This is a genomic window from Halosolutus halophilus (genome assembly GCF_022869805.1).
Lineage (GTDB): Archaea > Halobacteriota > Halobacteria > Halobacteriales > Natrialbaceae > Halosolutus > Halosolutus halophilus.
In genome coordinates, this window is sequence record NZ_CP094974.1 from 3837330 (window position 1) to 3860592 (window position 23263).

Below are 23263 nucleotides of genomic sequence, written 5' to 3' on the forward strand. Positions count from 1 at the left end.
GTCGCAGAGCGACGACCTCTTGCAGACGGAGCCGATAGCCACACCCGAATGGCATCCGGGCACGAGAACGCGGGTTATCGACGGCTGTTCGACGACGACGGACTCACTTTCGGCACCGGCTTCCCGCTCACGGGCGCGAACCGATCGACACCCCCGGTCGACGAGGAATTGCGGCTCGCGGCCCACGCGGAGACGATCGGGTTCGACGGCCTCTGGGCGCGTGACGTCCCGACCTACTGGCCGAAGTTCGGCGACGCGGGCCAGACGTTCGACGCGTGGCCGTGGCTCTCGCAGGTCGCCGCCCACACCGACGACGTCGCGCTCGGGACGGCGAGTATCGTCCTCACGCTGCGCCACCCGCTCCACGTCGCGAAGTCAGCGGCGACCGTCGATCGGCTCTCAGACGGACGGCTCGTCCTCGGCGTCGCGACCGGCGATCGCGACCCGGAGTTTCCGGCGTTCGACGTCGATCGGGACGCCCGCGGCGATCGGTTCCGGGAGGCGGTCACGGCGCTTCGGGCCGTCTGGCGGGACGAGTTCCCGGAACTCGAAGGGGCCTGGGGCTCGCTCGAGGGCGAACTCGACGTCGTGCCGTCGCCGACGACCGAGACGCTCCCGCTGTTGCCCACGGGCTACGCCCGCCAGTCCCGGGAGTGGATCGCCGAGCACGGCGACGGCTGGCTGTTCTATCACCTCCCGGAGCGAACGCTCGAGGACTACCTCGAGAACTGGCGCGCCGACGCCGGCGAGAAACCGTTCGCGATGGCGGTTCGCGTCGAACTCGCGGACGACCCGACGGCGGAGCCCGAACCGCTCCACCTGGGGTATCGAGCCGGCGCCGAGTGGTTCCGGGACTACTTCCGCGAACTGGACGAGCTGAGCGTCGATCACGTGATCGTCTCGATCGAGAACGACGATTCCGAACGCGGGCTCACCCGGTTCGCCGAGGAGATACTCACCGAACTGTAGCATCGCCGCCGTCCCGGAGTCGGATCGGGTCTCGATCGAGAGTTCGAGCGCTACGACGAACCGTACGAAACCTACGAGACCGAGACGGTGCCGACCTCGGCCGGCCCGGTACGGAGCGTCGGCGGTCCGGTGCTCGTCGTGGTCGGACTCGCCGGGGTCGCCGGCCTGGAACTCGCGATTCACTTCTCGGTTCGGAACGCTAACTGGCAGCCGTACGCGGGGCTGACTGGCGAGATGCGATCGCCGTCCGAGAGCCGGATCGACGTCGGCGGATCGGGTCGGGCCAGCGGCGCGTCGGCGTCGCGGCGGCGCTCGCGGCCGTGCCGAGAGAGGACGTACTCCCAGTCGGCGCTCCCGCGAACGTAGGTGCCGTTGAGGCTCCGGTCCCGAAGGTGCCAGGCCGACCCGTCGTACTCGATAACGGCGTGTTCCGGACAGAGGAACCGCTCGTCGTCGGGAAGGACGACGGTCGGAACCCGACGGTCCGCCGCCCAGCGGCCGAGGGTGTCGCCGGGACGAACGCGAACGGTGCGTCCGGACGGCTCGTGGACGAGTCGGGCGGATCGATCGGGAACGTCGAGGAACGGGACGAGCGCGTCGTACAGGTCGCCGGCGTCGTCGAACCGGTCGCCGTGGTCGGGTGCGGTCGCACGACGGATCGGTTCGGCGAGCGACGCGGGGCAGTTCGCGGGGAGAGCCTGCGGATCGACCGCCTCTCGCGCCGCGGACGACTCCGCGTTCGCCGTTCCGGTCATCAGAAACGCGAGAAACGCCCCCAGCGCGTACACGTCTGACCACGGACCGATCGGCGCGTTGCGAGCGCCCGTCCGCGTCAATTCGGGCGGTTTGAACGGATCGCGACGGAAGCGGACGTCGGGGTCCGTCTCGGTCGAGACCGCGGCGTTCAGGTCGATCACTGCGGGCTGGCCGGATCGACGAACGAGGACGTTGCTCGGCTTCAGATCGAGGTGTGAGACGCCGTTCCGGTGGAGGAACTCGAGCGCTCTGCAGACGGGGCCGCCGATCTCGCGAACGCTCTCGAGGGAGGGGGCCGGTGGCCCCTCGCGGCCGAAGACGTCGTCGACCGAGCCACGGCGGATCAGTTCCGTGGCGACGTACACCGCGTCCCCGCTGACCGCACCGTCGACGAAGCGGACGAGCGAACCGGGACTCGGGTCGCCCTCGAAACGGCGGAACCACTGCAGTTCTCCCTGGAAGTGCGCCCGGACCTGCTCACGCTCGTGTGAGCCGTCGTTCTCGCACTTCAGCGCGACCGGCAGTCCTCGCTCGCAGTCGGTCGCTCGCCAGACCGTCGCGAGACCGCCGGCGGCGATCCGTTCCTCGAGTCGGAACCGATCGTCGACCGTCGTCCCGTTCCGTTCGTCAGTCGTCATCACGTCACGCTCCGGCGGGAGATCGTTCGACGCGCACCGCGACCGATCGGCTCGACGGCCGCAGGCGGTCGAGAACCGGCCCGACTACGTACAGAAGCCACTGAAGGGCCTCCCGCCGGTCGGGTCGCTCCAGCGCGTCCGATTCCGGGCGTGATCGAGCGTCGAGAAGAACCGGAACGTGATCGGGTCGGCGTTCCGGGGGTCCTCGAGCGTGAACGCCGTCCCGTCTTGCAGTCGCGACGTCTCCTCGAGGTCGCCCTCGACGGCAGCACTCGGGTCGAAGCCGTGCTCTCGGTGCAGTTCCGCACCTTTACTGGAGAGAAGAACCGTCCACTTTCCGCCCTCCGCCTCGACGAACGTTCCGGTAGCACTGATATCGCGAACGCGCCAGTGCCCGTCCTCGTCGAGTTCCAGGCGGGCGTGATTTCGCTCGACGGGTTCGTCGTCGTCGATGACGAGACCGATGTTCGGGCCGTGTTCGCCGTTCCCGGTGTTTCGTCCGATGGTGACACCGTCGACGATCTCGAAGATCGTCTCGTCGCCCGCGATCGTGACCGCTGCCTTCGGGGGGTCGCCGTCACCGGCCGAGACGACCTTCGCTGTCCCGCCCGACGCGTTCGAACCGCCGTGAGAGGCGTTCGACCCGCTCGCGTTACGGGACGACCCCGATCCGCCGCCGGAATCGGACTCGGCGTCGTCTTCCGGCGGATCGATGATCGTTTCTTGATTCGTTATCTCCTGGAAGTCAGTCGCCGCGCCGCGGAACGGAAGCGAATCGGGCGACGCGTTCGCGTCGGAGTCCCTGGCCAGCGTGACCGAGAGATTATCCTTGCCGCCGCGCTCGTTGGCGAACGAGACGAGTTGCTCGACGGCTTCCTGGAGGCCGTCGGCCCCGAGAACGATCTCCCGGATCTCGTCGTCGGTTACCAGCGTATCGAGGATCGACTCGCGGACGGCCTCCATATCCGTCGCCTGCTGGTACTCATCCCGGAGCGAACGGTTGTCCGGGAAGGCGTCGATCAGCCCGTCGCTCGTGAACATGATGATGTCGTCGCGATAGACATCGGTGGAACCGAACTCGACGTCCACGCTCGGTCGGCCGTGGGCGGAGCCACCGACGACGTTCGTGATGGCCGTCGCGTCGGGATGGATGCGCGCGTACACCTCGTCGTCGATCTCGCCCTTCTCGAGCAGTTCGTTGGTGACGGCGTGATCGCGCGTGAGTTGCCTCGCCTCTTCGTGTCGCTCGTTGATGAGATAGATACGACTGTCGCCGACCCAGCCGTAGTAGAGACAGCCGTCGACGTAGACGCCGACGACGAGCGTCGTCGCCGGCCGACCTCCGATTTCGCCGGCGAACTCCTGGACGTGCTGGTGAGCCGCGTTGACGCTCTCCTGGATCGCGGTTCGGATCCGATCTTCGGAGAGCGCCGCGGCCGGGTTGGCGCCACTCGTCGGTGGCGTCCCCTCGTAGGCGTCGATGCCGAACCGTTCGGGGACGTCGGTTCCCGGTCCGAGGATGGCGTCCGTGAGTCGCTTTCTGACCACGGTCGTCGCCAGCAGGGAGGCGACGTCGCCACAGTCCTCGCCGCCGACCCCGTCACCGAGGACGAAGATGCCGACGGGCCGTTCCGTCTGCCGGTGATGGTTCTCGAAGACCGCCGTCGCGATGGCGTCTTCGTTGATTCCGCCGCGTCGTTGCTTCCGTGCGCCGATGTCGATGGTACTCGCGTATTCCATAGTCATTCTACGGGTTGTTGATCGAACTGGAAGTAGAACCGTTCCGGATAGGAGGGACTGACCAGTGCGATGGTGTCTCCTCCCTCGAGTTCCGTCGACGCCTCGAGGTCGGCCGGGACCGACTCGCCGTGGCGTCGCTGGCGCTCCTGTCCGGCCTCCGAAAGCAGAAGGTGCCACTCCCGTTCGTCGTGTTTGCTGATGTAGGTGCCGTTGAGACTGGTATCGATCACCATCCAGTTCCCCTCCCCGTCGGTGTCGAACCGACAGTGAACCGCCGAGAGGGCCTTGTGACGATCGTCCTCGAGCATGATCGAGGGGCGCGGTCCGTCGGCCGTCTTCCTGCCGATGGTGTCGCCCGGACTGATCGTCCACCGCTCGTCGCGACCGAGCCAGTGGACCGACGCCTGCGTCGGCATCGTCGCGTCCCGTTTCTCGAGGGACCGTTTGAGGACGGACGCGTTGGGGTACCGGTCGACGGTATCGTGCTGGGTCGATCGCTCGATGATCTCGTCCATGTACGGCGCCGTTTCGATGCCGAAGTCGGACGGCGCGACGCCGTCGTCGTCGGGAACCCAGCCCACTTTGAGGAAACACAGGATCTTCCCGATCGAGTAAACGTCGCTCCAGGGACCCTGGCGCTGTTCCGAGCCCTGATTCAGTTCCGGCGGTTTGAACTCGCCCGGGACGGTCGAGTCCGCGTTCGACGACCCGGCCGTGGAACTCGAGGACTCCCCCGTCGTAAACTCGGCACCGCCGCGTTCGGGGACGAACCCTTTGGCCGTGGTGAAGTCGATGATCTTCGGTTCCCTGGCCCCGTCGATCATGATGTTGTCCGGCTTGAGGTCTCGGTAGATGAGGTCGTGATCGTGGAGGAACGACAGCGCGTCACAGACCCCGATTCCGATCTCGCGAACTTCGTCGTCGTCGGTGATCGGATCGTCGTTCCGGACGACCGTGCCGAGTTCCTCGCCGTCGATCGGTTCGACGACGAGTACCGGCATCCCGAACCCCTCTTCTTTGCCGTAGTACCCCATGATGTTCGGGTGGCCGCCCGCGTCGCGGATGTCCTCGAGGACGTCCGTCTCTCGTTTGAAGTACTTGTCGACGAGGTCGTCCGGCGCGTTCCCCTTGTAGTTGGGGTGTTTCAGCGCGACCGATCGCCCCGTGTCGACGTCGTTTGCACCCCACACGACGCCGAAGCCGCCTCTCCCGAGCTGTTCTCGAATCTCGTACCGACCGGCGAGTTCGTCCCCGACTGTTGGCTCTGACATGCTCATTGATAGCTGATATATTTACAATCGTCCCCCGAGGTGCGTCCGCCCTCAGTCGAACCGACCGGCGTCGTAGACGACCGTCGTGTTCTCCTGGATTTCGCGGACCTCTTCCTCGTCGCCCTCTTCGATCCGGGTCACGTTCTCCCTGAGTGCGTCCGTGATCTCCGTCTCTCCGGTGATGACCTCGGTCTCGTCGATCAGATCCTTGACGTCGTCGAGTTCCTCTTCTTCGTCGGCGTGGGCGATGCGAGTGCGGAGGTCGGTCTCGCGGTAGGTGAGGGTGACGTCCTCGTTCTGGATGGCCAGTTTCTCCTCGTCGTCGGTGTACGTCACCGAGATATCGGTCGTCGCCGATGCGGACCCGGCCTGTAGTTCGATGTCGGCGATCGCCGCGGTCGTCTCGAGTTCGCCCGCCGGGGCGTCCATGGTCAGGACGACCTTCTGTTTTTCACGGTCCAGCAGATCCGGAAGCCCCACGATCGCGCTCCCGCCCGCGTACTCGACGTCGACCTCCTGGATCTGGGGGAGCCGACGGTAGACGTCGCCGACCTCACAGCCCTCCTTCAGGTCGATCACCAGTTCGGGATTGTTCGCGACGACCGTCGACGCCTCCTGTACGACGTCCCCGAAGAACGACCTGATGTCCGTCGGATTCTCCACGTGGGCCCACTGACCCTGGGAGTGTTCGCCCAGCGTCCGAATGATCCCTTTGTCGTAATTCGACCCGATACCGGCGGAGTAGATCGAGGTGCCGCCGTCCGCGGTCGCCTTCGCGAGCGGTTCGAAGTCCGGTTCCTCGAGCCGGATGTCGCGGCCGTCCGAGAGCAGCAGGATTCGTTTTGCGATCCCCTCACCCTCGTCGAGGCCGCGGAGCGACTTTCGCGCCTCTTCGAGGCCCGCGTAGATGTCGGTTCCGCCGCGAGTCTCGATGTCGTCGAGATAGTCCTCGGCCTCACTGCGATCGATATCGCCCCATCGGGTCGCGTCCATGATGACGTCGACCTCGGTATCGAACGTGACGATACTCAGGTAGTCCTGGTCGTTCAACAACCCGAAGACGAGATTCGTCGCGTTGCGAACCTGGTCCATCTTCTTGTAGGACATCGAGCCGCTGCTGTCGATACAGAGCGCGATGTGTCGCTCGGTCGGTTCGTCGTGTGCCTCCTCGTCCGGTTCGATCGTGAGCTCGCAGGTGATTCCGCCGCCGTTCTCCGGTACGTACGGTCGATTGAGTTCCACTGAGAAGTCGGTCGTCATTGCGGTAACTGATCATACGTCTCAGGAAGATCTGATAACTTTTTCGCTGGTATTTGGCGTACGCTGACACGACAACGGTCCGTGATGGCCGAGAGAAACCACGCTATCCCGGGACGGCAAGTTAACGCCACTCACGGGCTGTGGAGCCGCGAGCACCGCTTCGCACGCGGCGACTCGAGTCGCCAATCGTACGACACGCCGTTCGTACTACAGGATCACGTCGATTTCGGCACGGTCGGCGAGTTCGAGCGTGTCACCGTCCTCGAGTTTCGCGTCGGAACCGTCCATGGCAGTCCCGTTGAGTTTCGTTCCGTTCGTACTGATATCGGTCACGTAGAAGCCGTCGTCTTCGACCGAGAACTCGAGGTGGTCGCCCGAGAGGTACCGGGCTTCCTCGCGTCCGCCGCTGGCGGCGACCAGATCGGCGAGCCACTCCTCGTCCCGTCGGCCGAACACGTCTCCGTCACCGAACGTGTACTGTTCGCCGTCGATCTCGAGCGTGACTTCCTCGGGGACGGCGTCGTCGTCACCGTCGTCGCCGTCGTCGCCGTCGTCGCCGTCGTCACCGTCGTCGACCGCTCCACCCTCGCGGACCGCGTCCAGATCCGTTCCACAGCCCGGACAGAACGCCTCGTCGTCGACCGAGTTGCCACAGTCCGGACAGGCGGTGAGTTCCGCCGACTCGTCCTCGTCCGCCTCGCTCTCGTCTTCCTCGTCCTCGAGTTCCGCACCGCAGTTCGGACAGAACGCTGCCGACGCGTCGACCGCCGAGTCACACGACTGGCACTCGATCGTCGCCGGGTCGTCGGCGTCCGCCTCGTCCTCGGCGCCTTCGACATCGGCTCCGTCGTCGTCCTCGTCTTCGGCGTCATCCGCGTCGGCTTCGGCCTCGTCCTCCTCGTCCTCGGCGTATTCTACCTCGACCGAGTCGTCGTCGGCCGGTGCTTCGTCGCCGGTTTCGTCCCCGTCGCCGTCCCCTCCGGTACCGTCGGCGTCGTCGGCCGGTGCTTCGTAGTCCGGGTGTGGCGTATCACAGTTCGGACAGAATCCGCCGTTCGGAGATGGATCGAACGTCGTTTCACACGAGACGCAACTGAATTCGGTTTGTTCTGCCATGGTATTCAGCGCACTTTCTCAGTCACAATAGAAAAAAGTATGCCAGAACGAAAGTGGGGTCTGGCTTACTATTACGCTATCTTGTGATTACGAATGGAGTCGTAGAACCACTTACGAGTGGAGACGCGAAGCCACGGGCCGCTGCGTGCGATTCCGGGAGCCGATATCAACAAACACTAATTATTTACGTCAGACACAAGATATCGAGATACGATGCGCCTCCCGAACCGATCAGGTAACGATCACGAAACACTCGTTCTTCTGGAACTGGTGGCGGTCCCCATCGCGCTACTGGTGACGTTCTTCACGCTGGCTCTCGCCGAACTCGTCGCCGTCGTCCTCGGCGTCGCGACCGACGCCGTGGCAACCGGTGACACGGTTCTGGAAGTCGGACACGCCGTGATCGGGTTCGGGACGCTGCTGGTGCTCGTCAGCGGCGGTGGATTCCTCGTCGCCGGCTATCGGTACTGCTTCGAATCGTGGTTCGACGACGTCGAACCGCTCCCCGTGGTACTCGTTCCGGTCCTCGGCCTCGCCGTTCCGATCGGGTACGCGATCTGGGATACCGGCTCGCTACAGCTGTCGTCGTGGCTGTTTTTCCCCATCGCGATCGCGGCGAACGCGCTGGCGTTCCGAACCGTCGCGATCGACTCGCTCCGCGAGGACCGCGAGGACCGCGAACGAACGAGTTTCGTCGCCGCCTCCCTCACGGCGCTCCCGGCCGTCGTCGTACTGGTCGACTTCGCCATCGGAATGCTCGGTTCGGAGCGACCGGTCGCACGGACGCTGGACGGAGTCGTGGTCGGAACGAGTGCCCCGATGGCACGGGCCGTCGTGATCGCCGTTCCGCTTCTCGTGACAGTACTCTACGGCGCCGGGAGGCTCTACAGTACGCAGTCACGGTGGGACGGACCCGACTGGTCGATCCCGCGCCTCCGGAATTCGCTCTTCGACCTCGTGTCGCGAGTTCGGTCGAACACGTCGGGTCGACAGCTCAGCGGTGCCGGTGCCGGCCGGGTATCCTCGAAGTCGGCTCGATCGTCCGACAGATCGGCCGCGAGCAGCGCACCGTCGGCCCCGAGGTCGAGCGCCAGTCGCTCGAACGTGGTGGTCCCGTCCAGTCCGGGATCGACGCCCAGTCATCGCGACGGGTCGAGTTCGGACGACAGCGACGATTCGAAGCCGTCGAACGGGCGCGCTTCGGACACGTCGAAGGAAGACGAACGGTCCACGAGCGCCACGGACACGTCGAAAGGGAGCGATCGGTCCGCGAGTGAAGACCGCGGGGACGCTAGCGCGGACGACGGCTCGACCACCGACGGAACCGGCTCCGACACCCGGATATTCGTCGACGACTTCGATCAGTACGGTCCCGACCAGACGCCCGTCGAGACGTGTCCCGAATGCGAGGAAGAGATCCCCTCGGACGGGGTCTACAACTTCTGTCCGTTCTGCGGCGGCCAACTCTGACCGGCGAGCGGATTCGTCGCCGAGCGTGCCACGTCAGCAGCGAAGGCGTCGCCGGTCACTCCTCGTCCTCGGCACGTTCGCGAAGCCGGCGTTTCTGCCGGCGTTCGGTCACGTGATCGACTCCGTCGGCCAACTCCTCACGGACGGCGTCCTCGAAGGCGTCGACCTCCTCGAGGAACTCCCCCGAGAACTCCTCGACGAGTTCGAACGTCCACTGGTCGCTGATCGCGCCCGATGGGAGGTGGTCGTCGCGGAGCGCGTCGGCCCACTCGTCGTGCCCCGCCTCGCGGAGCCGCTCCTCGGCGTCGCTCATCCGGTCCATCGCGTGCCCGAGCTGGTGGTGGAACTCGAGCAGGCTCCCGTAGGCCCGGTGGACGTACTCCATGCCGAGTTGCATGTCGTGGAGCGCCTCCTGTTCGGCGTCGGTCAACTCGAGGTCGTCGGGATCGGTCGTCATCCGCGCCAACCGACCACGAACCCCTCAAAAGAGGTTTCAGGCCCGGCAACCGGTTCCGCTTCTCGAGGAGCCGGTCGAATCGACGTGAACCGACCGTCCCCGCCGGCGATCGGCGCAGGCGCTCGTTCCGATCGGCTACTCGACGCCGATCGGGACGGCGGTCGACTCGGCCGCCTGCAGTTCCGCGCGCCGTTTGAGTTCGCGAAGCATCCGGCGTTCCATGACGAAGTGAGCCGGTTCCCAGACGAGGTAGTCGATCGCGGCGTCGAGTCGCGAGGACGGCTCCGGCGACCACATCCGGGCCACGAGCCGCGTCGTTCCCTCGTCGATCTCACGCAGCACGAACGCCCAGGTCCACGTCGGCGAGTCGACCGGCGGTTGGAGGACGATCGCTCGCTCCTCCTCGAGGTGGACGACCTCGGGCGCGGATTCCGGCGTCGTAATCGGGTAGTCCTCGGGTGCCAGCCGGACGGTGTCCCCCTCAGCTAACTCCTGGTACTCCGGGACGATTCGATCGACGGTGTGGATGTCCGCGCCGACCAGGTTCTCGAGGACGTCGTAGCTGTAGAACCCGCCCCGGTTCTGGCCGATCTGGACGAGCCACCGCCAGACCGCGTCGGGAGCCGCGTCGATCTCGATCGCGTGTGTCACCCGCGTCGCCGGTTCCGGGGCGAATTCGTCGCCAGGAAGCGCGCCGACGGCCTCTCGCGGCGTCGTCCCCCACTCCCGGTGCCACGGTCGAACGCGGTTGTGGTACCCTGCGGCGATCGAGACGGCGGCGAGGAGCCACGGCCAGCGCCGGCGCGACGTTCCGATCGGTTCCCCGTCGAATTCGCCGTCCATCCCGTCCAGACCGTCGCTCGCCGGCGCCGATCGCGTCGCGTCTCGATCACCGGCACGTTCTTCCGCGTCGGTTCGCATGCGCTCCAGGGCTCGCTGCATCAGATAGCCGGCGAACGGACCGATGAGCCGCCAGTACCGACGGAATCGCCGTCGGGACTCGTCGTCCGTCGTCGCCGTCCGCGCCTCGTAGGTGAGCAGCGTTCGCCGCGCGCCGTAGGGCCGAACCGACAGACTCACCGCGAGTTTGGCGTAGCCCGGTTCGTCGAACGCCGCGAAGGCGTCGGGATCGACCTCGCGCCACTCGATCGACGGCCGCCAGAACGTTCCGACGGAGCCGAAGACGAGTTCCGCCCCCGGACGCTCGTCGATCAGGAACCACTCGTCCGACTCGCCGAGGCGATCGATCGTCAACTCCTCCGGAAACTGTGCCGGTTGCGTCCCCCGTATCCGGTGGCCGAGTCGGGCCGGCAGATCCCGGAGGCGACTCAGCGCGCGAACGACGGGACCGGTATCCATCATATCGGCTTCGACCGTCGCCCGGTAGGTCGTCTCCGGATCGGCGACGACGACCGCGTGGCGGTGCTGGGTGACGTCGTACTCCGGGAGGTGACGATCGATCAGCAGCGCCGAGTCGGCGGCGTCGAGTCGGGACCCGCCGTCGGGTCGGGTCCGGGTCAGTGTGTGCACGAGCGGTCCAAACATACCGGCCGTACTACGCTGGCAGGGACCATAGAGGGAGAGTCTCCTCGAGTCGCCGTCGCCGGACCGAGGCGGTCCGATTCAGAGCAGCGTCGCGAACTCGGCCGCGAACGCCTCGACCGCGTCCCAGTCGGTGTACTCGTGATCCCGCGAGACGTCGGTGTCGCCGCCCGACTTCCGGGCGATGCGGCGCATCACGAACCGTTTGAGCAGCCCATACTCGCTGTACTTCAGCGCCCCCGCAACGGCCAGCGTCCCGTCGGGATCCCAGCCCGTTTCTTCGAGAAACTCTTCGAGGAGGCCCTCGGCCGCCGATCGGGCCTCGGGGTCGGCCGACGCACTGGAGAGGCTCACGGAGAAGAACGCCGACGGGAGCCGGTTCAGCGTCGTCTGCTGGTCGTGCACGAAGTCGGTGACGTACTGCTGGTGTGAGCCCATATGGATCGATCCGCCGACGATCACGCCGTCGTAGGACCCCGGTTCGAGGCCTGCAGGCGGGTGGTTCAGGTGGACGAGCGTCACGTCGTGGCCCTCGGCCGCGAGGACGTCGCCCATCCGGTCGGCGATAGTCGCCGTCTGTCCCTCGGTCGAACCGTAGGCGACGAGGATCCGGGTCACCGGCGGGCACCTCGATCGGGATCGTCGAAGTCGGGGCCGAACGTGGGGCGGGGGCAGGAACCGGATCGGTCGAGTCTCATACCCACTCGTTCGGGCTGGAAGACGATCAACGCACCTCCGTCGCAGATACGCGCGTGTTCGGGCCGATCGATTTGGATCGAGAGGCGCTCAGTCGACCCCGATCGATACCGTCGCCCCGAGTTCCGGCGCGCTCGCGTCGAACTCGTCCGCCCGCAGTTCCGCGGCGAATGCCTCGCAGCGATCGCCGTGATCGACGAGCACCTCGCTGTCCCGGTAGGATTCGAGGAGCGACAGGAGCCCCGTGCGATCGGCGTGCGCAGAGAAGTCGTACTGTTCGACCTGCGCGCTCACGGGCATCACCCGGCCGTCGATCTCGGCGGTCCCGGTCTCGAGCAGGTCGCGGCCGGGCGTCCCGTCGACCTGATAGCCGGTCATCGCGATCTTGTTCGTCGGATGCCGACGGATCTCGGGGATGTAGGTCATCGCGGGGCCGCCGGACAGCATTCCGCTGGTCGTGACGATCGCTGCCCGCTGGTCGGTGATTCGCTTTCGTTGGCCGTTGCGCCCGGTGACGAACCGTGCGTGGGACTTCGCTCGCCGAAACGCGTCCGCGTCGCGGAGGAACTCGGGATACTGCTGGAGCATCTCGGTCACTCGTTTTCCCATTCCGTCGACGTAACACGGGACGTCGTGGGCGTCACAGATGAGCAACATCTCCTGAGTTCGGCCGATCGCGAACGCCGGGACCACGACCGTCCCGCCCTCCCAGAGCGTCGTCTCGACGCTCTCGACGAAGCGTTCCTCCACCGCGGACCGGTCCTCGTGTTCGACGTCGGAGTACGTACTCTCGCAGACGACGACGTCAGCGGCGGGTCGTGCGGTAGACCCCGAAACCAGGCGCTGGTCGTCGGTGTGGAAGTCACCCGTATAGAGGAGTCGCGTGTCCCCGTCGTCTACGAGCACGTGAGCGCTTCCCGGGATGTGCCCCGCGTTGTAGAACGTCACCTCGTGGCCGGCCGCGTCGAACGGTTCTCGATACCCGTGGGTCTTCGAAACCTGCGTGACGCGCCTGAGATCGGTCTCGGTGAACGGACAGTTGTACGATCCCCCGTGGAGTTTGAGCGTGTCCCGTGCGAGGGTCAGGGTCAACTCGTAGGTCGGCGGGGTCCAGTGAATCGGGGGACGGGAGTCACCGGAGAGCAGCGCAGGGACCGCGCCGACGTGATCCAGATGGCCGTGAGAGACGACGACTGCGTCGGGGGACGGCGTTTCGATCGGAAACTGCGGCGGGTTGTCGGTCAGCATCCCGAAATCGAGGAGAAGAGAGTCGTTCACGAGAACGGCGCTCCGGCCGATCTCGCGAGCGCCACCGAGAAACTGAATGTCCATTACCGACGGTATACTCCCGACCCGTTTTTCTTCGTCGGTTTTCCCTCGCCGGTCCCCGACCGACCGATCGCTCCTCGAAACGGCGGCGATCGGGTTCTCCCGGCCGATCCGAGCGCAACTGTCCTCGACATTCTCCCCGCCCTTCAGGGCGGGGACTTTCTCCTCGACGTTCCGTGAGCAAGCCATACACCCTTCGTCCGTCGTCGCGTAGTCGTACCGACGAGGGTAGTTCATGGACGATCACAGGGAGTCCCCCAGCGACGGAGATTCGTCCGACCGGCACTCGAGTCACGACGGTCACGACGAACCCGCGGGCGGGCGGGAATCGCCCCGTGACGAGCGGGACGAACCGCGCGTCGAACAGTCGATGCTGGAGGAAGAGGCCGAAGACGCCGACGAGGGCGAACGGGAGGTCGACGAGCAGTACGGCCACGAGGAAAGCCACGACGGACGCGGCGGGGGGAGCCACGATCACGACGGTCACGGCGGTGGTGGCGGGATGCACGAGGGCCACGAGCGGATGTTCCGGCGGCGGTTTTTCGTCTCGACCTTGCTCTCAGTACCGGTACTGCTGTACAGCGAGACGCTCCAGGCGTGGCTCGGCTTCTCGGTGCCGGCGTTCCCCGGCAGCGAGTGGATCAACCCGGTCTTCGCGGTGATCGTCTTCGCCTACGGTGGCGCCCCGTTCCTTCGCATGGCCGTCCCGGAACTCGAGGATCGCACACCGGGGATGATGACGCTCATCTCGATGGCGATCACCGTCGCGTTCGTCTACAGCCTGGCGAGCGTCGTCTTGCCGACCGAGTCGGCGTTCTTCTGGGAACTCGTCACGCTGATCGACATCATGTTGCTCGGCCACTGGATCGAGATGCGGTCCGTCCGCAGAGCGTCCAGCGCGCTCGACGAACTCGCGAAACTCCTCCCGGACACTGCCGAACGCATCACCGACGACGGCGACACCGAGACGATTCCCGTGAGCGACCTGGAGGAAGGCGATCTCGTTCTCGTCCGTCCCGGGGCGAGCGTCCCCGCCGACGGCGTCGTTCAGAGGGGCGACTCCGACGTCAACGAGTCGATGATCACCGGCGAGTCGAAACCGGTGTCGAAGGAACCGGGCGACGAGGTGATCGGCGGCACCATCAACGGTGACGGGAGCCTTCGCGTTCGGATCAGCGCGACGGGTAACGAGACGACGCTGGCGGGCATCATGCGCCTCGTCGAGGAAGCCCAGGAGAGCAAATCCCAGACGCAGCAACTCGCCGACAGGGCAGCAGGGTGGCTCTTCTACGTCGCCCTGGCTGCGGCGATCGTGACCGCCGTCGCGTGGACCGTCGTCGCTTCGTCCACTGCCACGGTCGTCGAACGGGTCGTGACCGTGCTGGTGATCGCCTGTCCCCACGCGCTCGGACTCGCCATCCCGCTGGTCGTCGCGATCAACACGTCGCTCGCGGCGCGAAACGGGATGCTGATCCGCGATCGGATCGCCATGGAGCAGGCCCGGAACCTCGACACGATCGTCTTCGACAAGACCGGGACGCTCACGAAGGGCGAACAGGGCGTCGTCGACGTCGAAACGGTCGGCGACGTCGACGAGGACGAGGCGCTCGCACTGGCGGCCACCGTCGAGGGCGACTCCGAACACATGATCGCCCGAGCGATTCGTGAAGCCGCCGACGAGCGGGGCGTCACGGCGGGAACCGCGACGGACTTCGAGGCGCTCAAGGGCCGCGGCGTGCGTGCGACCGTCGACGGCGACACGGTACACGTCGGCGGCCCGAATCTCCTGTCACACCTCGATACCGACGTCCCGTCCGAGTTGTCGGCGTTCGCAGAACGGGCCGGCGAAAACGCACAGACGGTGGTCTATCTGGTCCGCGAGGGCGCACGAAGTGAGCCCTCGAACGAGCGAGCGGGAGCGAAGCGACACGCGACCCGCGAGGGCGAGCCCAGCGATCCCTCGAACCGAGTGAGCGGAGAAACCGCGAGCCGCGAGGGCGAACTCGTCGCAGCGTTCGCTCTCGCGGACGTCGTCCGCGAGGAGAGCTACCAGGTCGTCGACGCGCTCCACGAACTCGGCATCGAAGTCGCGATGCTGACCGGCGACTCCGAAGACGTGGCCCACGCCGTCGCCGACGACCTCGGCATCGACACGGTCTTCGCGGAGGTATTGCCCCAGGACAAGGACGAGAAGGTGACCGAACTCCAGGAGCAGGGCAAGTTCGTGGCGATGGTCGGCGACGGCGTGAACGACGCGCCCGCACTGACGCGCGCCGACATCGGCATCGCCATCGGGTCCGGGACGGACGTCGCCGTCCAGTCGGCGGACATCATCCTCGTTCAGAACAACCCGATGGACGTCGTCCGCCTCGTGAAACTGAGCTCGGCCAGTTACCGGAAGATGCAGGAGAACCTCGTCTGGGCCGCCGGCTACAACGTGTTCGCGCTTCCGCTCGCGGCGGGCATCCTCGCGCCGATCGGGATCCTCCTCTCACCCGCGATCGGCGCCCTGCTCATGTCGCTCAGTACGGTGATCGTCGCGATCAACGCCCAGTTCCTCCGTCGGGTCGATCTCGACCTCCCGAGTTTGCCGGGGGTGTCCGCACCGCAGAAACCACAGCCAGCGGACTAGCGGAGCCACATCGGGTCATCCTCGACCGTCGATCGAGATGCACATCGCGGGCGACGCGCTCCCGACTCGTTCCGTTCGAACGGTACTCCGCCGCATTCGCGACCGAAATCGACGGACCATTGTGTCGAAAGCAGGTACGTGATTGGCATCGAGGACGACAGGATCGTAGTGACACGATCGCGGAAAGCGAACGCGGACGGCGGCGGCGGAAGCGAGCCACGGCGGACGAACGATACCGCAGTAGCGTTGACGTTCCCTGACCCGATAACAGGATGAACGGTGGGTACTTCCTTCTCGGCGTCGTTCTGCTCGGAAGTGTTACCGTCGACCTCCTCTGGACGACGCTCTGGATCTCGGAAGGTGCCGGCCCACTAACGTCCCTGCTGATGGCGCGGACGTGGCAGGTGCTACGGACGGTCGGGCCTCGAAACGATCGCCTTCTCAGTCTCTCGGGACCGTTGATTCTCACGCTCGGCCTCTCGGTGTGGATCGTCCTCCTGTGGGGCGGCTGGACGCTTGTCTTTGCCAGTGGCGAGCACGCCCTCATCGATACGCTGCACCGGGGGCCGATCACCTGGGCTGATCGGGTCTATTTCGCCGGGTACGCGATATTCACGCTGGGAATCGGTGATTTCGCTCCGAGAGGGGATCTGTGGCAGCTACTGACCATCCTGGCGTCCGCGAGCGGGCTCCTCTTTATCACGTTGAGCATCACGTACATGCTGTCGCTCCTCGATGCCGTCACGCAGAAGCGTTCGTTCGCCGGTACCGTGAGCGGACTCGGCACGACGAGCGAGGAGATCGTTCGAACGAGCTGGGACGGGGACGGTTTTCGCGGACTCGATCTGCCGCTAAACGCGATCACGACGCAGCTCAATACCCTTACAACGAACCACAAGGCGTACCCGATCCTTCACTATTTCTACAGCCAGCAACCGAACGAGGCATCGGTACTCGGTATCGTGATTCTGGACGAAGTATTGACGCTCCTCCAGTGTGGCGTCCCGGAAGAAGCGCAACCCGACGCGATTCTCGTCCGGAGTGCTCGGACGAGCGTTCAGAACTACCTCAGGACGCTTCAGCACACGTTCGTCGAACCCGCAGACCGGACGCCGCCGGCGCCCGACATCGGGCGTCTCCGCGAGGGAAACGTTCCGACGGTCTCGGACGACGAGTTCGCCTCGTCCCTCGACGAACTGAGCGATCGTCGACGAATTTTGCTCGGTCTCGTCGACTCCGACGAGCGCGGCTGGCCCTCCCGGGACGAGTCCGATGCCGCCACTGCGTGACGGGTCCGGTAACTCCCGGCGGCGAGTTCGACGCGGGCACGCATCGGCGTCGCCGTCGAACGCGGCTGTTACAGTGGAAGCAGTGTGAACGCCCCAGACCGCAGTCGTGGGAGAGGTCAGACCGGATCGTCGGGATCGTGTTCGGCCGCCATTCGCGCAGCTTCGTCGGCGTACCGGTCCTGTGCGGCCGTCTCGTCGACGGTTTCGAGGTTGTCTTCGGAGACGTCTTTGGCGGCAGTCACCGACTCCATGTCGACGGCCTGCGATGCGAGTTCCTTCCGGAAGACCCGATCACCCTCCGGGGTCGCATACTTGAGTACGATGAGGTCGCGGTTGTTGTATCCTCGCTCGACGAGCCACACGCGGACGTCGTCCGACTCCGGTGGCATGGCAACCAAAACGAGAGGCCCGCGTTTAGGCGTTTGGCCGTAAACGCCGCGATCCATCCCAGAAGCCTCACGACCGCTTCCCAGTGGTGTATTCCCACGAGTCAGTATAGGAATCGTAGAGCCGCCGGACCATGCCGACGTCGGAGAGCAGTTTGGCCGCGGTCGTCGGCCGTCTCGCGACCCGGCGGATCACGGTTGCAGGTCGTCGTGTGATGTCGTCGATCGTCAGACCGTCGAGGGTCTCCGCGACGGCTGCTAACAACTCGGGATTTTCGTGTTCGACCCAGACGCCGCGCATCAGGTGAGCGAGCCGGTACTCCGACTGCATCAGATCGTACAACGCTCGTGGATACGACGACTCGTTCCCGGCCCCGAGTAGGTCGGTGAGGAGATACGCCGATCTGATCCCCTGACAGATTCCCTCCCCTTGATACCGATTGGCGATTCCGGCTGCATCACCGACGAGAAACACGTTCTCCTCGGGATAGTACGCGTTGGCAGGGTCGAGGCTCGGACCTTTCGGAATCGTGTAGATGTTGACTCGGTCCCGTTCCGGTATCGGGAACCCGTTCCGCTCGGCAGCAGCCTCGAGCGCGGCGAAATAATCGTCCGGGCGCCGGTCACCCGCCCACCCGATTCCGACGTTCGCGTGGCGTTCGGACTTCGGAAACGACCAGGCGTAGCCGACGTATCCCTCGAAAAAGATGCGCGGCCGGTTCACGTACGCCGAGAAGTCGCCCTCGACGGTCGCGTTGAGAGCGACCATATCGCCCGTGTAGTCTCGCGTTTTCCCCTTCGATTTGAGCGTCAGGGAGGGCTGGCCCGACGCGTCGACGATGTAGTCGTACGTCTCCACGATGTCCGCGTACTCGTCCGGTGAGACCGATCGTCCGGTGCGGAATTCGACGCCCCTGGACGCGAGGTGGTCCGCCCACCGTCGTTCGACGACGTCTCGCTCGCAGATGTATCCGGGTGCACATCGCAAGTTCGACGTCGACAGCGGACGCGCCTCGATCGGGCGAGCAGTGCCGTCGTAAACGCGGAGCTGGAACCCGTCGACGTCGTTGACGAATCCGTTCTCGGGCGTCTTCTCGAGCGGTACCAGCGTCGCATCGTTTATCGCCTCGCCGCAATCGACTCGCTTCTCGTCGTACTCCTGTCGCTCGTAGACGGTCACCTGAGAAACCGATGGTAAATCGTTCAGTCCCGTCGCTGCGGCGAGTCCGGACACTGAGCCGCCGATAACTGCTGCTGTAGACCGAGTCCCGTTCATCACTGTTCGATCCCTCGACGGAATCATTCCCGTCGAAGGCAAAGAGACTAGTTGTCACATCGCGGTGCTCGGGATCAGGAAGTCCCGTCCGAGCGCGCCGGCGTACCGTTCGCCGACCCGGTCCGGAACTGGGCGAGTCCGACGAGATAGACGTCGAGCAGGCAAACGACCAGCACGGCGAGCGGGAACGCGACGTCGGTGTAACTGACCGTGTCGAACTGCAACGCCGCGACGACGAACGGGTCGCCCGGTTCGAGCGCACCCGAAAGCGTCCGCGCACTGAGGAACGCGAGCGCGAGGACGTAGCTGCCGAACCAGGCCGCCCCACGCTTCCACTGGCCGAGATAACAGTGCCCGAGGCCGGCGACGAACACCGACAGGAGGTACGCTGGCCAGAGCGGACGGGTCGGTTCACTCATCGGTTCCCCTTCGAGGTCCAGCGCAATCCGTGTTACCCTCTCGAGCAGTGCCACGGGACCCGGCGTCGGAACGATGCAGGCCGCTCGGCGGAATTGCAGCCTTTCGATCGTCGATCGCGCTGGTCGAGGACGATGGCCGCCGGTCTCAGTCACCGGGTTCGGGCGTCGCAGCGGGTACGTCGTCGGTGACGACGTTGTCGGTCCAGGTCCCTCGCAGGAACCACGCGGCCGTCGTGATCGCCGACGCGACGTACGAGATCGCGACGGCGTACCAGACCCCGGTCACGCCCATATCGAAGACGACGATCGCGATCGCCGCGATCGGAATGCGAAACAGCCACAGTTCCTGGATCGACAGCACCATCGCGGCGCGCGTCGAACCGCTCCCGCGGAGTCCGCCGAGCAGGACCTGGAAGACCCCGAGGAAGACGTACGAGGGGCCGGCGATCAGGACGTACGCGGCCCCGTATTCGATTACTTGCGCCGACTCCTCGCCCTCGATGAAGACCGCCGTGATCTCCTCGCCGAACGGATACGCCGCCGCGACGACGACGGCGAAGATGGCGACGATCATTACCGAACTGAGTTTGACAGCGCGTTTGGCTCGGTCGACCTGCTCCGCGCCGAGGTTCTGGCCGACGACGGTTTCGGTCCCGCGTGCGAGCCCGAGCGCCGGGAGGAACATCAGCGAGGAGAGGCGGTTGACGATCCCGTACGCCGCGACCGCGTCCGTCCCGGCCAGCGCGATCAGCGCCGTGAGGACGGTGAGCCCGAACGATCGGACGCCCTGTTCGGTCGCCGTCGGCGCGCCGATGTCGATGATCTTCCGGACCGTCTCGGCCTGCAGCCGCAGGTCCGACAGCGACGGATCGAGCCCGACCCGTCCGGAAAAGAGCAGGAAGAGGCCGATACTGGCGGCCACCCCGCGAGAGAAGATCGTGGCGACGGCGGCCCCCGCGACGCCGTAGCCGTCGAACCCGCTCAGTTCGTACAGCGTGGCCTCCAGCCCCGTCGCACCGAACCACGCGAAGAGGGGGTTCTCACTGAACCCGAGGATCAGGACCGGATCGATGATCACGTTGAGGGCGACGCTGACGATCATCAGGTACAGCGGCGTGCGCGTGTCCCCCCACCCGCGAGAGAGCGCGTCGAAGATGAAGAACCAGAACATGAAGCAGACGCCGACGAAGATGATCCGGGTGTAGGAGACGGCGTAGACGAACGCGTCACTGCCCGGTTCGGCGCCGATCATGCGCATCAGCCACGGTGACAGGGCGTAGCCCACGATCGCGAAGGCGATCGCGACGAGCGTGACGAACGAGAGCGTCTGTCCGGCGACGTGCGACGACTTCGCGACGTTCCCCGCGCCCTTGTGCTGGGAGACGAGGACGGTTCCCGCGACCGTCAGTCCACCGCCGACGCTGACCATCAGGAAGACGATCGCCCACGAGTAGGAAAGCGCGGCGACGGCGTCGCCGCCGAGCCGCCCGACCCAGTAGGTGTCCGCGAGGTTGTAGCCGACGTGCAACAGTTGGCCGGCGACGATCGGTGCCGAGAGCACGACCAGCGGTTTGAACAGGTCGCCGTCGGTAACGTCGACGGATCGATCGCCAGAGTCGCTCATTCGCCCTCGGTCTCGTCGGCGTCGGTTGCACGCCCGTTCTCGTCGGCGTCGTCGGCTACGCGCCCGTCATCTTTCTTGTTCCCGTCGTGATCCGCATCGTCGTTCTTATTCACGTCGTGATCCGCATCGTCGGGCCCCTCGTCCGTCAGGCCGAGGGTGATCTCGAACCCGTCGTCCGCCGCACCGGTCGGCGTCGTCGTCGGCCGCCGATCGGCCGGGAACGTGACGTCGTCGGCGAGGATGTCCGCGAAGACGGCGCCGACGGTGCCCGATCGGACGGCATCGAGGTAGGTGTCACAGCCGAGCGTCAACTGCCGGATGCGAGCGCCGTCGAAGGCAGCGATCAGCAATGCGGCCGTCTCCTCGGGATCGTGCTCGTGGAAGTCGCCGGACGCGATACCGTCCCGCAGGATGTCCTCCAGCGTCTCGCGAAGTCGTTCGTCGCTCCGTCGCAGTTGTTCGCGGTACCGCTCGTTGTACGGTGCCTGGGCCCGCAGTTCGAGCAGGGCAGTGTGAAAGGAGCGACGGTCGTCGTCGCCGGCCCCGTAGAGGAACCAGTCGACGAACGTCGCCAGCCGTTCGACCGGCGGGCGATCGCTGACAGCCGCGACGCGCTCGTCGAATCGCTCGACGAGGTACCGGATGAAGTCGGCGACGAGGTCCTCTTTGGAGTCGTAGTGATAGAACAGCAGCGACTTGCTCTTGTCAGTCCTATCGGCGATGTCCTGGGCGGTGAGGTCGGTGTACCCGCGGTCACACAATGCCTCGTAGGTCCCGACCATGATGGTCTCGCGAACGTCCGGATCAGTCACTAACTGACTAGGTAGTCAGTGTAGCAAAAGGGGTTTCGGTTCGAAACAGTTCGTGAAGAGAGGTCCGGGCCGCTACGCCCGGTACTGCCTGATCCCGAACCGACCGTAGCCGCCGTAGGCGAGCTCCAGCGAGCCGATCCACCAGTTCCACCGTTCGGGCGGGCCCCCGTCCGGAGCGTCGGACAGTTCGTCGACGACGACGCGAGTCGTGAGATCGACCCCCACATCCTCGTGGTACTGCCCTGAGTCCGCGAGATCGACGGCTTGCCGGACGACGACCCGTGACTGGGCCCTCGTGCCGCCGAACTCCTCGCGCAGTCGGCTTTCGAGTCTCTCCGGATCGATCGCCATACCCGTACGTGGGCGGTGTGAGTCCTAAATCCCACCGCCCACGGGGCGGGCTGTCGTGTCCGCACGGAACGGGACCCCGGGTTCGCTGCCCGTCGGGCCGTATGGGTTCCAGAGCCACTGCCGGAGACCGATCGGCCCCGTCGACAGCGGCCACGAGGGCGATCGACGGCCCGATCGTGGCCCTCGTTTCGATGTGTTTTTGAGCACCGACCGTTTTCTCCCGTGCATGGCAAGTTTCACTGTCGTCGTCGGCGACCCCGATTCCGGGTCGTCCTACCAACTCGAGGCGGAGGAACAGGACGCGAACCGGTTCATCGGCAAGTCGATCGGCGAGGAAGTCGACGGCGGATCGGTCGGACTCGACGGCTACACGCTCGAAATCACCGGCGGTTCCGACGAGGCCGGCCGACCGCTCACCCCCGAGGTCGCCGGGGCGAACCTGAAGGAGGTCTTGATGAAAGAGCGCCAGACGGGCTATCACCCGTCGCGTGACGGCGAGCGCCGCCGGATCACGGTTCGTGGCCGCGAGATCTCCGACGCCGTTGCGCAGATCAACGCCTCGATCGTCGACCGCGGGAGCAGCGACGTCGACGAGTTGCTGGGCGACGACGGCGACGAGTAACACCCCGCGTTCTCTTTCAACTCTCATCATGGCAGACCGCGTTTCGAGCGACCACCCGTCAGTGCGGACGGTTCGAGCGACGTGTGCGGAGACGCCAACCGGCCGCCGCCTGGATATCCCGACAGACGACCGCGACGCGTTCCCGACCGACGAGGTCGTCCGCGTCGTCCTCGACGGTGACGAACTGTTCGCACGCGTCGAGCGAGCGCTCACGGGGGACGACCTGTCGATCCCCGGCGTTTACGAGACCCCGGATCTGGCACGCGATCCGAGCGGCGGCACCGATCGGCTGTCGGCGTGGATCGACGATTACGACGTCCCGGCGGGCGGTTCGGTCCTCGTCGACGTCGTCGAACCCGACTTCCTCTACGGCCTCCGGGCCCCGGGGGAGTCGGCCTACTACGACGCACGCGAACCGCCGAGCGACAGCCTGTCATCGATCGCGGAGAACCTCGAAGACTAGCGATTGCGGTAGTGCGACCGCGACAGCCACCCGCGAGCCGCGACTGGACACCCTCGACCCGCCCGAGACTGCGGGCGCCCGTCTCGATCGGACGACATCCAGCGCGGTCACGGTCACGTCCAAGCCGGACGATGACGCGCCCTTT

At 65.8% G+C, this 23263-nt stretch carries 20 protein-coding genes and 1 pseudogene; 6 read left to right on the forward strand and 15 right to left on the reverse strand.

Going from position 1 to position 23263, the window contains the following annotated elements:
• The first annotated feature begins 48 nt into the window (after nucleotides 1–48).
• Nucleotides 49–969, forward strand: coding sequence for a TIGR03571 family LLM class oxidoreductase (locus tag MUG98_RS18905; protein ID WP_265108974.1), 921 nt, complete (start codon nucleotides 49–51; stop codon nucleotides 967–969).
• Between the two features lie 179 nt (nucleotides 970–1148).
• Here the strand turns inward: MUG98_RS18905 and MUG98_RS18910 are convergent, their stop codons facing one another.
• The 5 genes from MUG98_RS18910 to MUG98_RS18930 all read right to left on the reverse strand — a co-directional run bounded on the left by MUG98_RS18910 (nucleotide 1149) and on the right by MUG98_RS18930 (nucleotide 7750).
• Entirely contained in the window at nucleotides 1149–2363 is a 1215-nt protein-coding gene (locus tag MUG98_RS18910; RefSeq protein WP_265108975.1) for a serine/threonine protein kinase, read from the reverse strand.
• Nucleotides 2364–2447: 84 nt separating this feature from the next.
• On the reverse strand, nucleotides 2448–4109 hold the full coding sequence (locus MUG98_RS18915) for a protein phosphatase 2C domain-containing protein (protein ID WP_265108976.1): 1662 nt from the start codon (nucleotides 4107–4109) through the stop codon (nucleotides 2448–2450).
• A complete protein-coding gene (locus MUG98_RS18920; protein ID WP_265108977.1) occupies nucleotides 4106–5374 on the reverse strand; it encodes a protein kinase domain-containing protein in 1269 nt (422 codons plus the stop codon). The genes MUG98_RS18915 and MUG98_RS18920 overlap by 4 nt, the downstream gene beginning before the upstream one ends.
• Nucleotides 5375–5425: 51 nt before the next feature.
• The gene (locus tag MUG98_RS18925) at nucleotides 5426–6634 is read right to left on the reverse strand and encodes a vWA domain-containing protein (RefSeq protein ID WP_265108978.1); all 1209 of its coding nucleotides are present in this window, start codon (nucleotides 6632–6634) and stop codon (nucleotides 5426–5428) included.
• A 207-nt stretch (nucleotides 6635–6841) separates the two neighbouring features.
• Nucleotides 6842–7750, reverse strand: a complete 909-nt coding sequence (locus MUG98_RS18930) for a double zinc ribbon and FHA domain-containing protein (RefSeq protein WP_265108979.1) — start codon at nucleotides 7748–7750, stop codon at nucleotides 6842–6844.
• Nucleotides 7751–8020: 270 nt separating this feature from the next.
• Here MUG98_RS18930 and MUG98_RS18935 point away from each other — a divergent pair, with 270 nt between their 5' ends.
• Nucleotides 8021–9220: a zinc ribbon domain-containing protein gene (locus MUG98_RS18935; RefSeq protein WP_265108980.1), complete on the forward strand. Its 1200-nt coding sequence runs from the start codon at nucleotides 8021–8023 to the stop codon at nucleotides 9218–9220.
• Nucleotides 9221–9275: 55 nt separating this feature from the next.
• On the opposite strand, the gene MUG98_RS18940 is transcribed toward MUG98_RS18935, so the two are convergent.
• The 4 genes from MUG98_RS18940 to MUG98_RS18955 form a co-directional block, all read right to left on the reverse strand.
• Nucleotides 9276–9677, reverse strand: a complete 402-nt coding sequence (locus MUG98_RS18940; protein WP_265108981.1) for a hypothetical protein — start codon at nucleotides 9675–9677, stop codon at nucleotides 9276–9278.
• A gap of 135 nt (nucleotides 9678–9812) precedes the next feature.
• The gene (locus tag MUG98_RS18945; RefSeq protein WP_265108982.1) at nucleotides 9813–11222 is read right to left on the reverse strand and encodes a hypothetical protein; all 1410 of its coding nucleotides are present in this window, start codon (nucleotides 11220–11222) and stop codon (nucleotides 9813–9815) included.
• A gap of 78 nt (nucleotides 11223–11300) precedes the next feature.
• On the reverse strand, nucleotides 11301–11837 hold the full coding sequence (locus MUG98_RS18950) for a flavodoxin domain-containing protein (protein WP_265108983.1): 537 nt from the start codon (nucleotides 11835–11837) through the stop codon (nucleotides 11301–11303).
• 168 nt (nucleotides 11838–12005) lie between these two features.
• Entirely contained in the window at nucleotides 12006–13247 is a 1242-nt protein-coding gene (locus MUG98_RS18955) for an MBL fold metallo-hydrolase (RefSeq protein ID WP_265112488.1), read from the reverse strand.
• A 232-nt stretch (nucleotides 13248–13479) separates the two neighbouring features.
• Between MUG98_RS18955 and MUG98_RS18960 the strand changes: the two genes are divergently transcribed.
• Both MUG98_RS18960 and MUG98_RS18965 read left to right on the forward strand, forming a co-directional pair.
• Nucleotides 13480–15876, forward strand: coding sequence for a heavy metal translocating P-type ATPase (locus MUG98_RS18960; protein ID WP_265108984.1), 2397 nt, complete (start codon nucleotides 13480–13482; stop codon nucleotides 15874–15876).
• A gap of 272 nt (nucleotides 15877–16148) precedes the next feature.
• The gene (locus tag MUG98_RS18965; protein ID WP_265108985.1) at nucleotides 16149–17165 is read left to right on the forward strand and encodes a potassium channel family protein; all 1017 of its coding nucleotides are present in this window, start codon (nucleotides 16149–16151) and stop codon (nucleotides 17163–17165) included.
• Between the two features lie 116 nt (nucleotides 17166–17281).
• On the opposite strand, the gene MUG98_RS18970 is transcribed toward MUG98_RS18965, so the two are convergent.
• The 6 genes and pseudogenes from MUG98_RS18970 to MUG98_RS18995 form a co-directional block, all read right to left on the reverse strand.
• Nucleotides 17282–17554, reverse strand: a complete 273-nt coding sequence (locus MUG98_RS18970; RefSeq protein ID WP_265108986.1) for a DUF7967 family protein — start codon at nucleotides 17552–17554, stop codon at nucleotides 17282–17284.
• Nucleotides 17555–17621: 67 nt separating this feature from the next.
• Nucleotides 17622–18731: an NAD(P)/FAD-dependent oxidoreductase gene (locus tag MUG98_RS18975; RefSeq protein WP_265108987.1), complete on the reverse strand. Its 1110-nt coding sequence runs from the start codon at nucleotides 18729–18731 to the stop codon at nucleotides 17622–17624.
• 170 nt (nucleotides 18732–18901) lie between these two features.
• Nucleotides 18902–19246 (reverse strand): hypothetical protein, encoded by a 345-nt coding sequence (locus MUG98_RS18980; protein ID WP_265108988.1) that lies wholly within the window; start codon nucleotides 19244–19246, stop codon nucleotides 18902–18904.
• Nucleotides 19247–19391: 145 nt separating this feature from the next.
• A complete protein-coding gene (locus MUG98_RS18985) occupies nucleotides 19392–20870 on the reverse strand; it encodes an MATE family efflux transporter (RefSeq protein ID WP_265108989.1) in 1479 nt (492 codons plus the stop codon).
• Nucleotides 20867–21682 carry a TetR/AcrR family transcriptional regulator gene (locus MUG98_RS18990; RefSeq protein ID WP_265108990.1) on the reverse strand — a complete coding sequence of 272 codons (816 nt, stop codon included), beginning with the start codon at nucleotides 21680–21682 and terminating at the stop codon, nucleotides 20867–20869. Before MUG98_RS18990 ends, MUG98_RS18985 begins: the two co-directional genes overlap by 4 nt.
• A gap of 72 nt (nucleotides 21683–21754) precedes the next feature.
• Nucleotides 21755–22036 (reverse strand): annotated as a pseudogene (locus MUG98_RS18995) (WNWW family protein); the annotation flags it as partial.
• A gap of 223 nt (nucleotides 22037–22259) precedes the next feature.
• Between MUG98_RS18995 and MUG98_RS19000 the strand changes: the two are divergent.
• Together MUG98_RS19000 and MUG98_RS19005 are read left to right on the forward strand one after the other, a co-directional pair.
• Nucleotides 22260–22655 carry a 30S ribosomal protein S6e gene (locus MUG98_RS19000; RefSeq protein WP_265108992.1) on the forward strand — a complete coding sequence of 132 codons (396 nt, stop codon included), beginning with the start codon at nucleotides 22260–22262 and terminating at the stop codon, nucleotides 22653–22655.
• A gap of 28 nt (nucleotides 22656–22683) precedes the next feature.
• The gene (locus tag MUG98_RS19005; RefSeq protein ID WP_265108993.1) at nucleotides 22684–23118 is read left to right on the forward strand and encodes a DUF7112 family protein; all 435 of its coding nucleotides are present in this window, start codon (nucleotides 22684–22686) and stop codon (nucleotides 23116–23118) included.
• Nucleotides 23119–23263 lie beyond the last annotated feature (145 nt).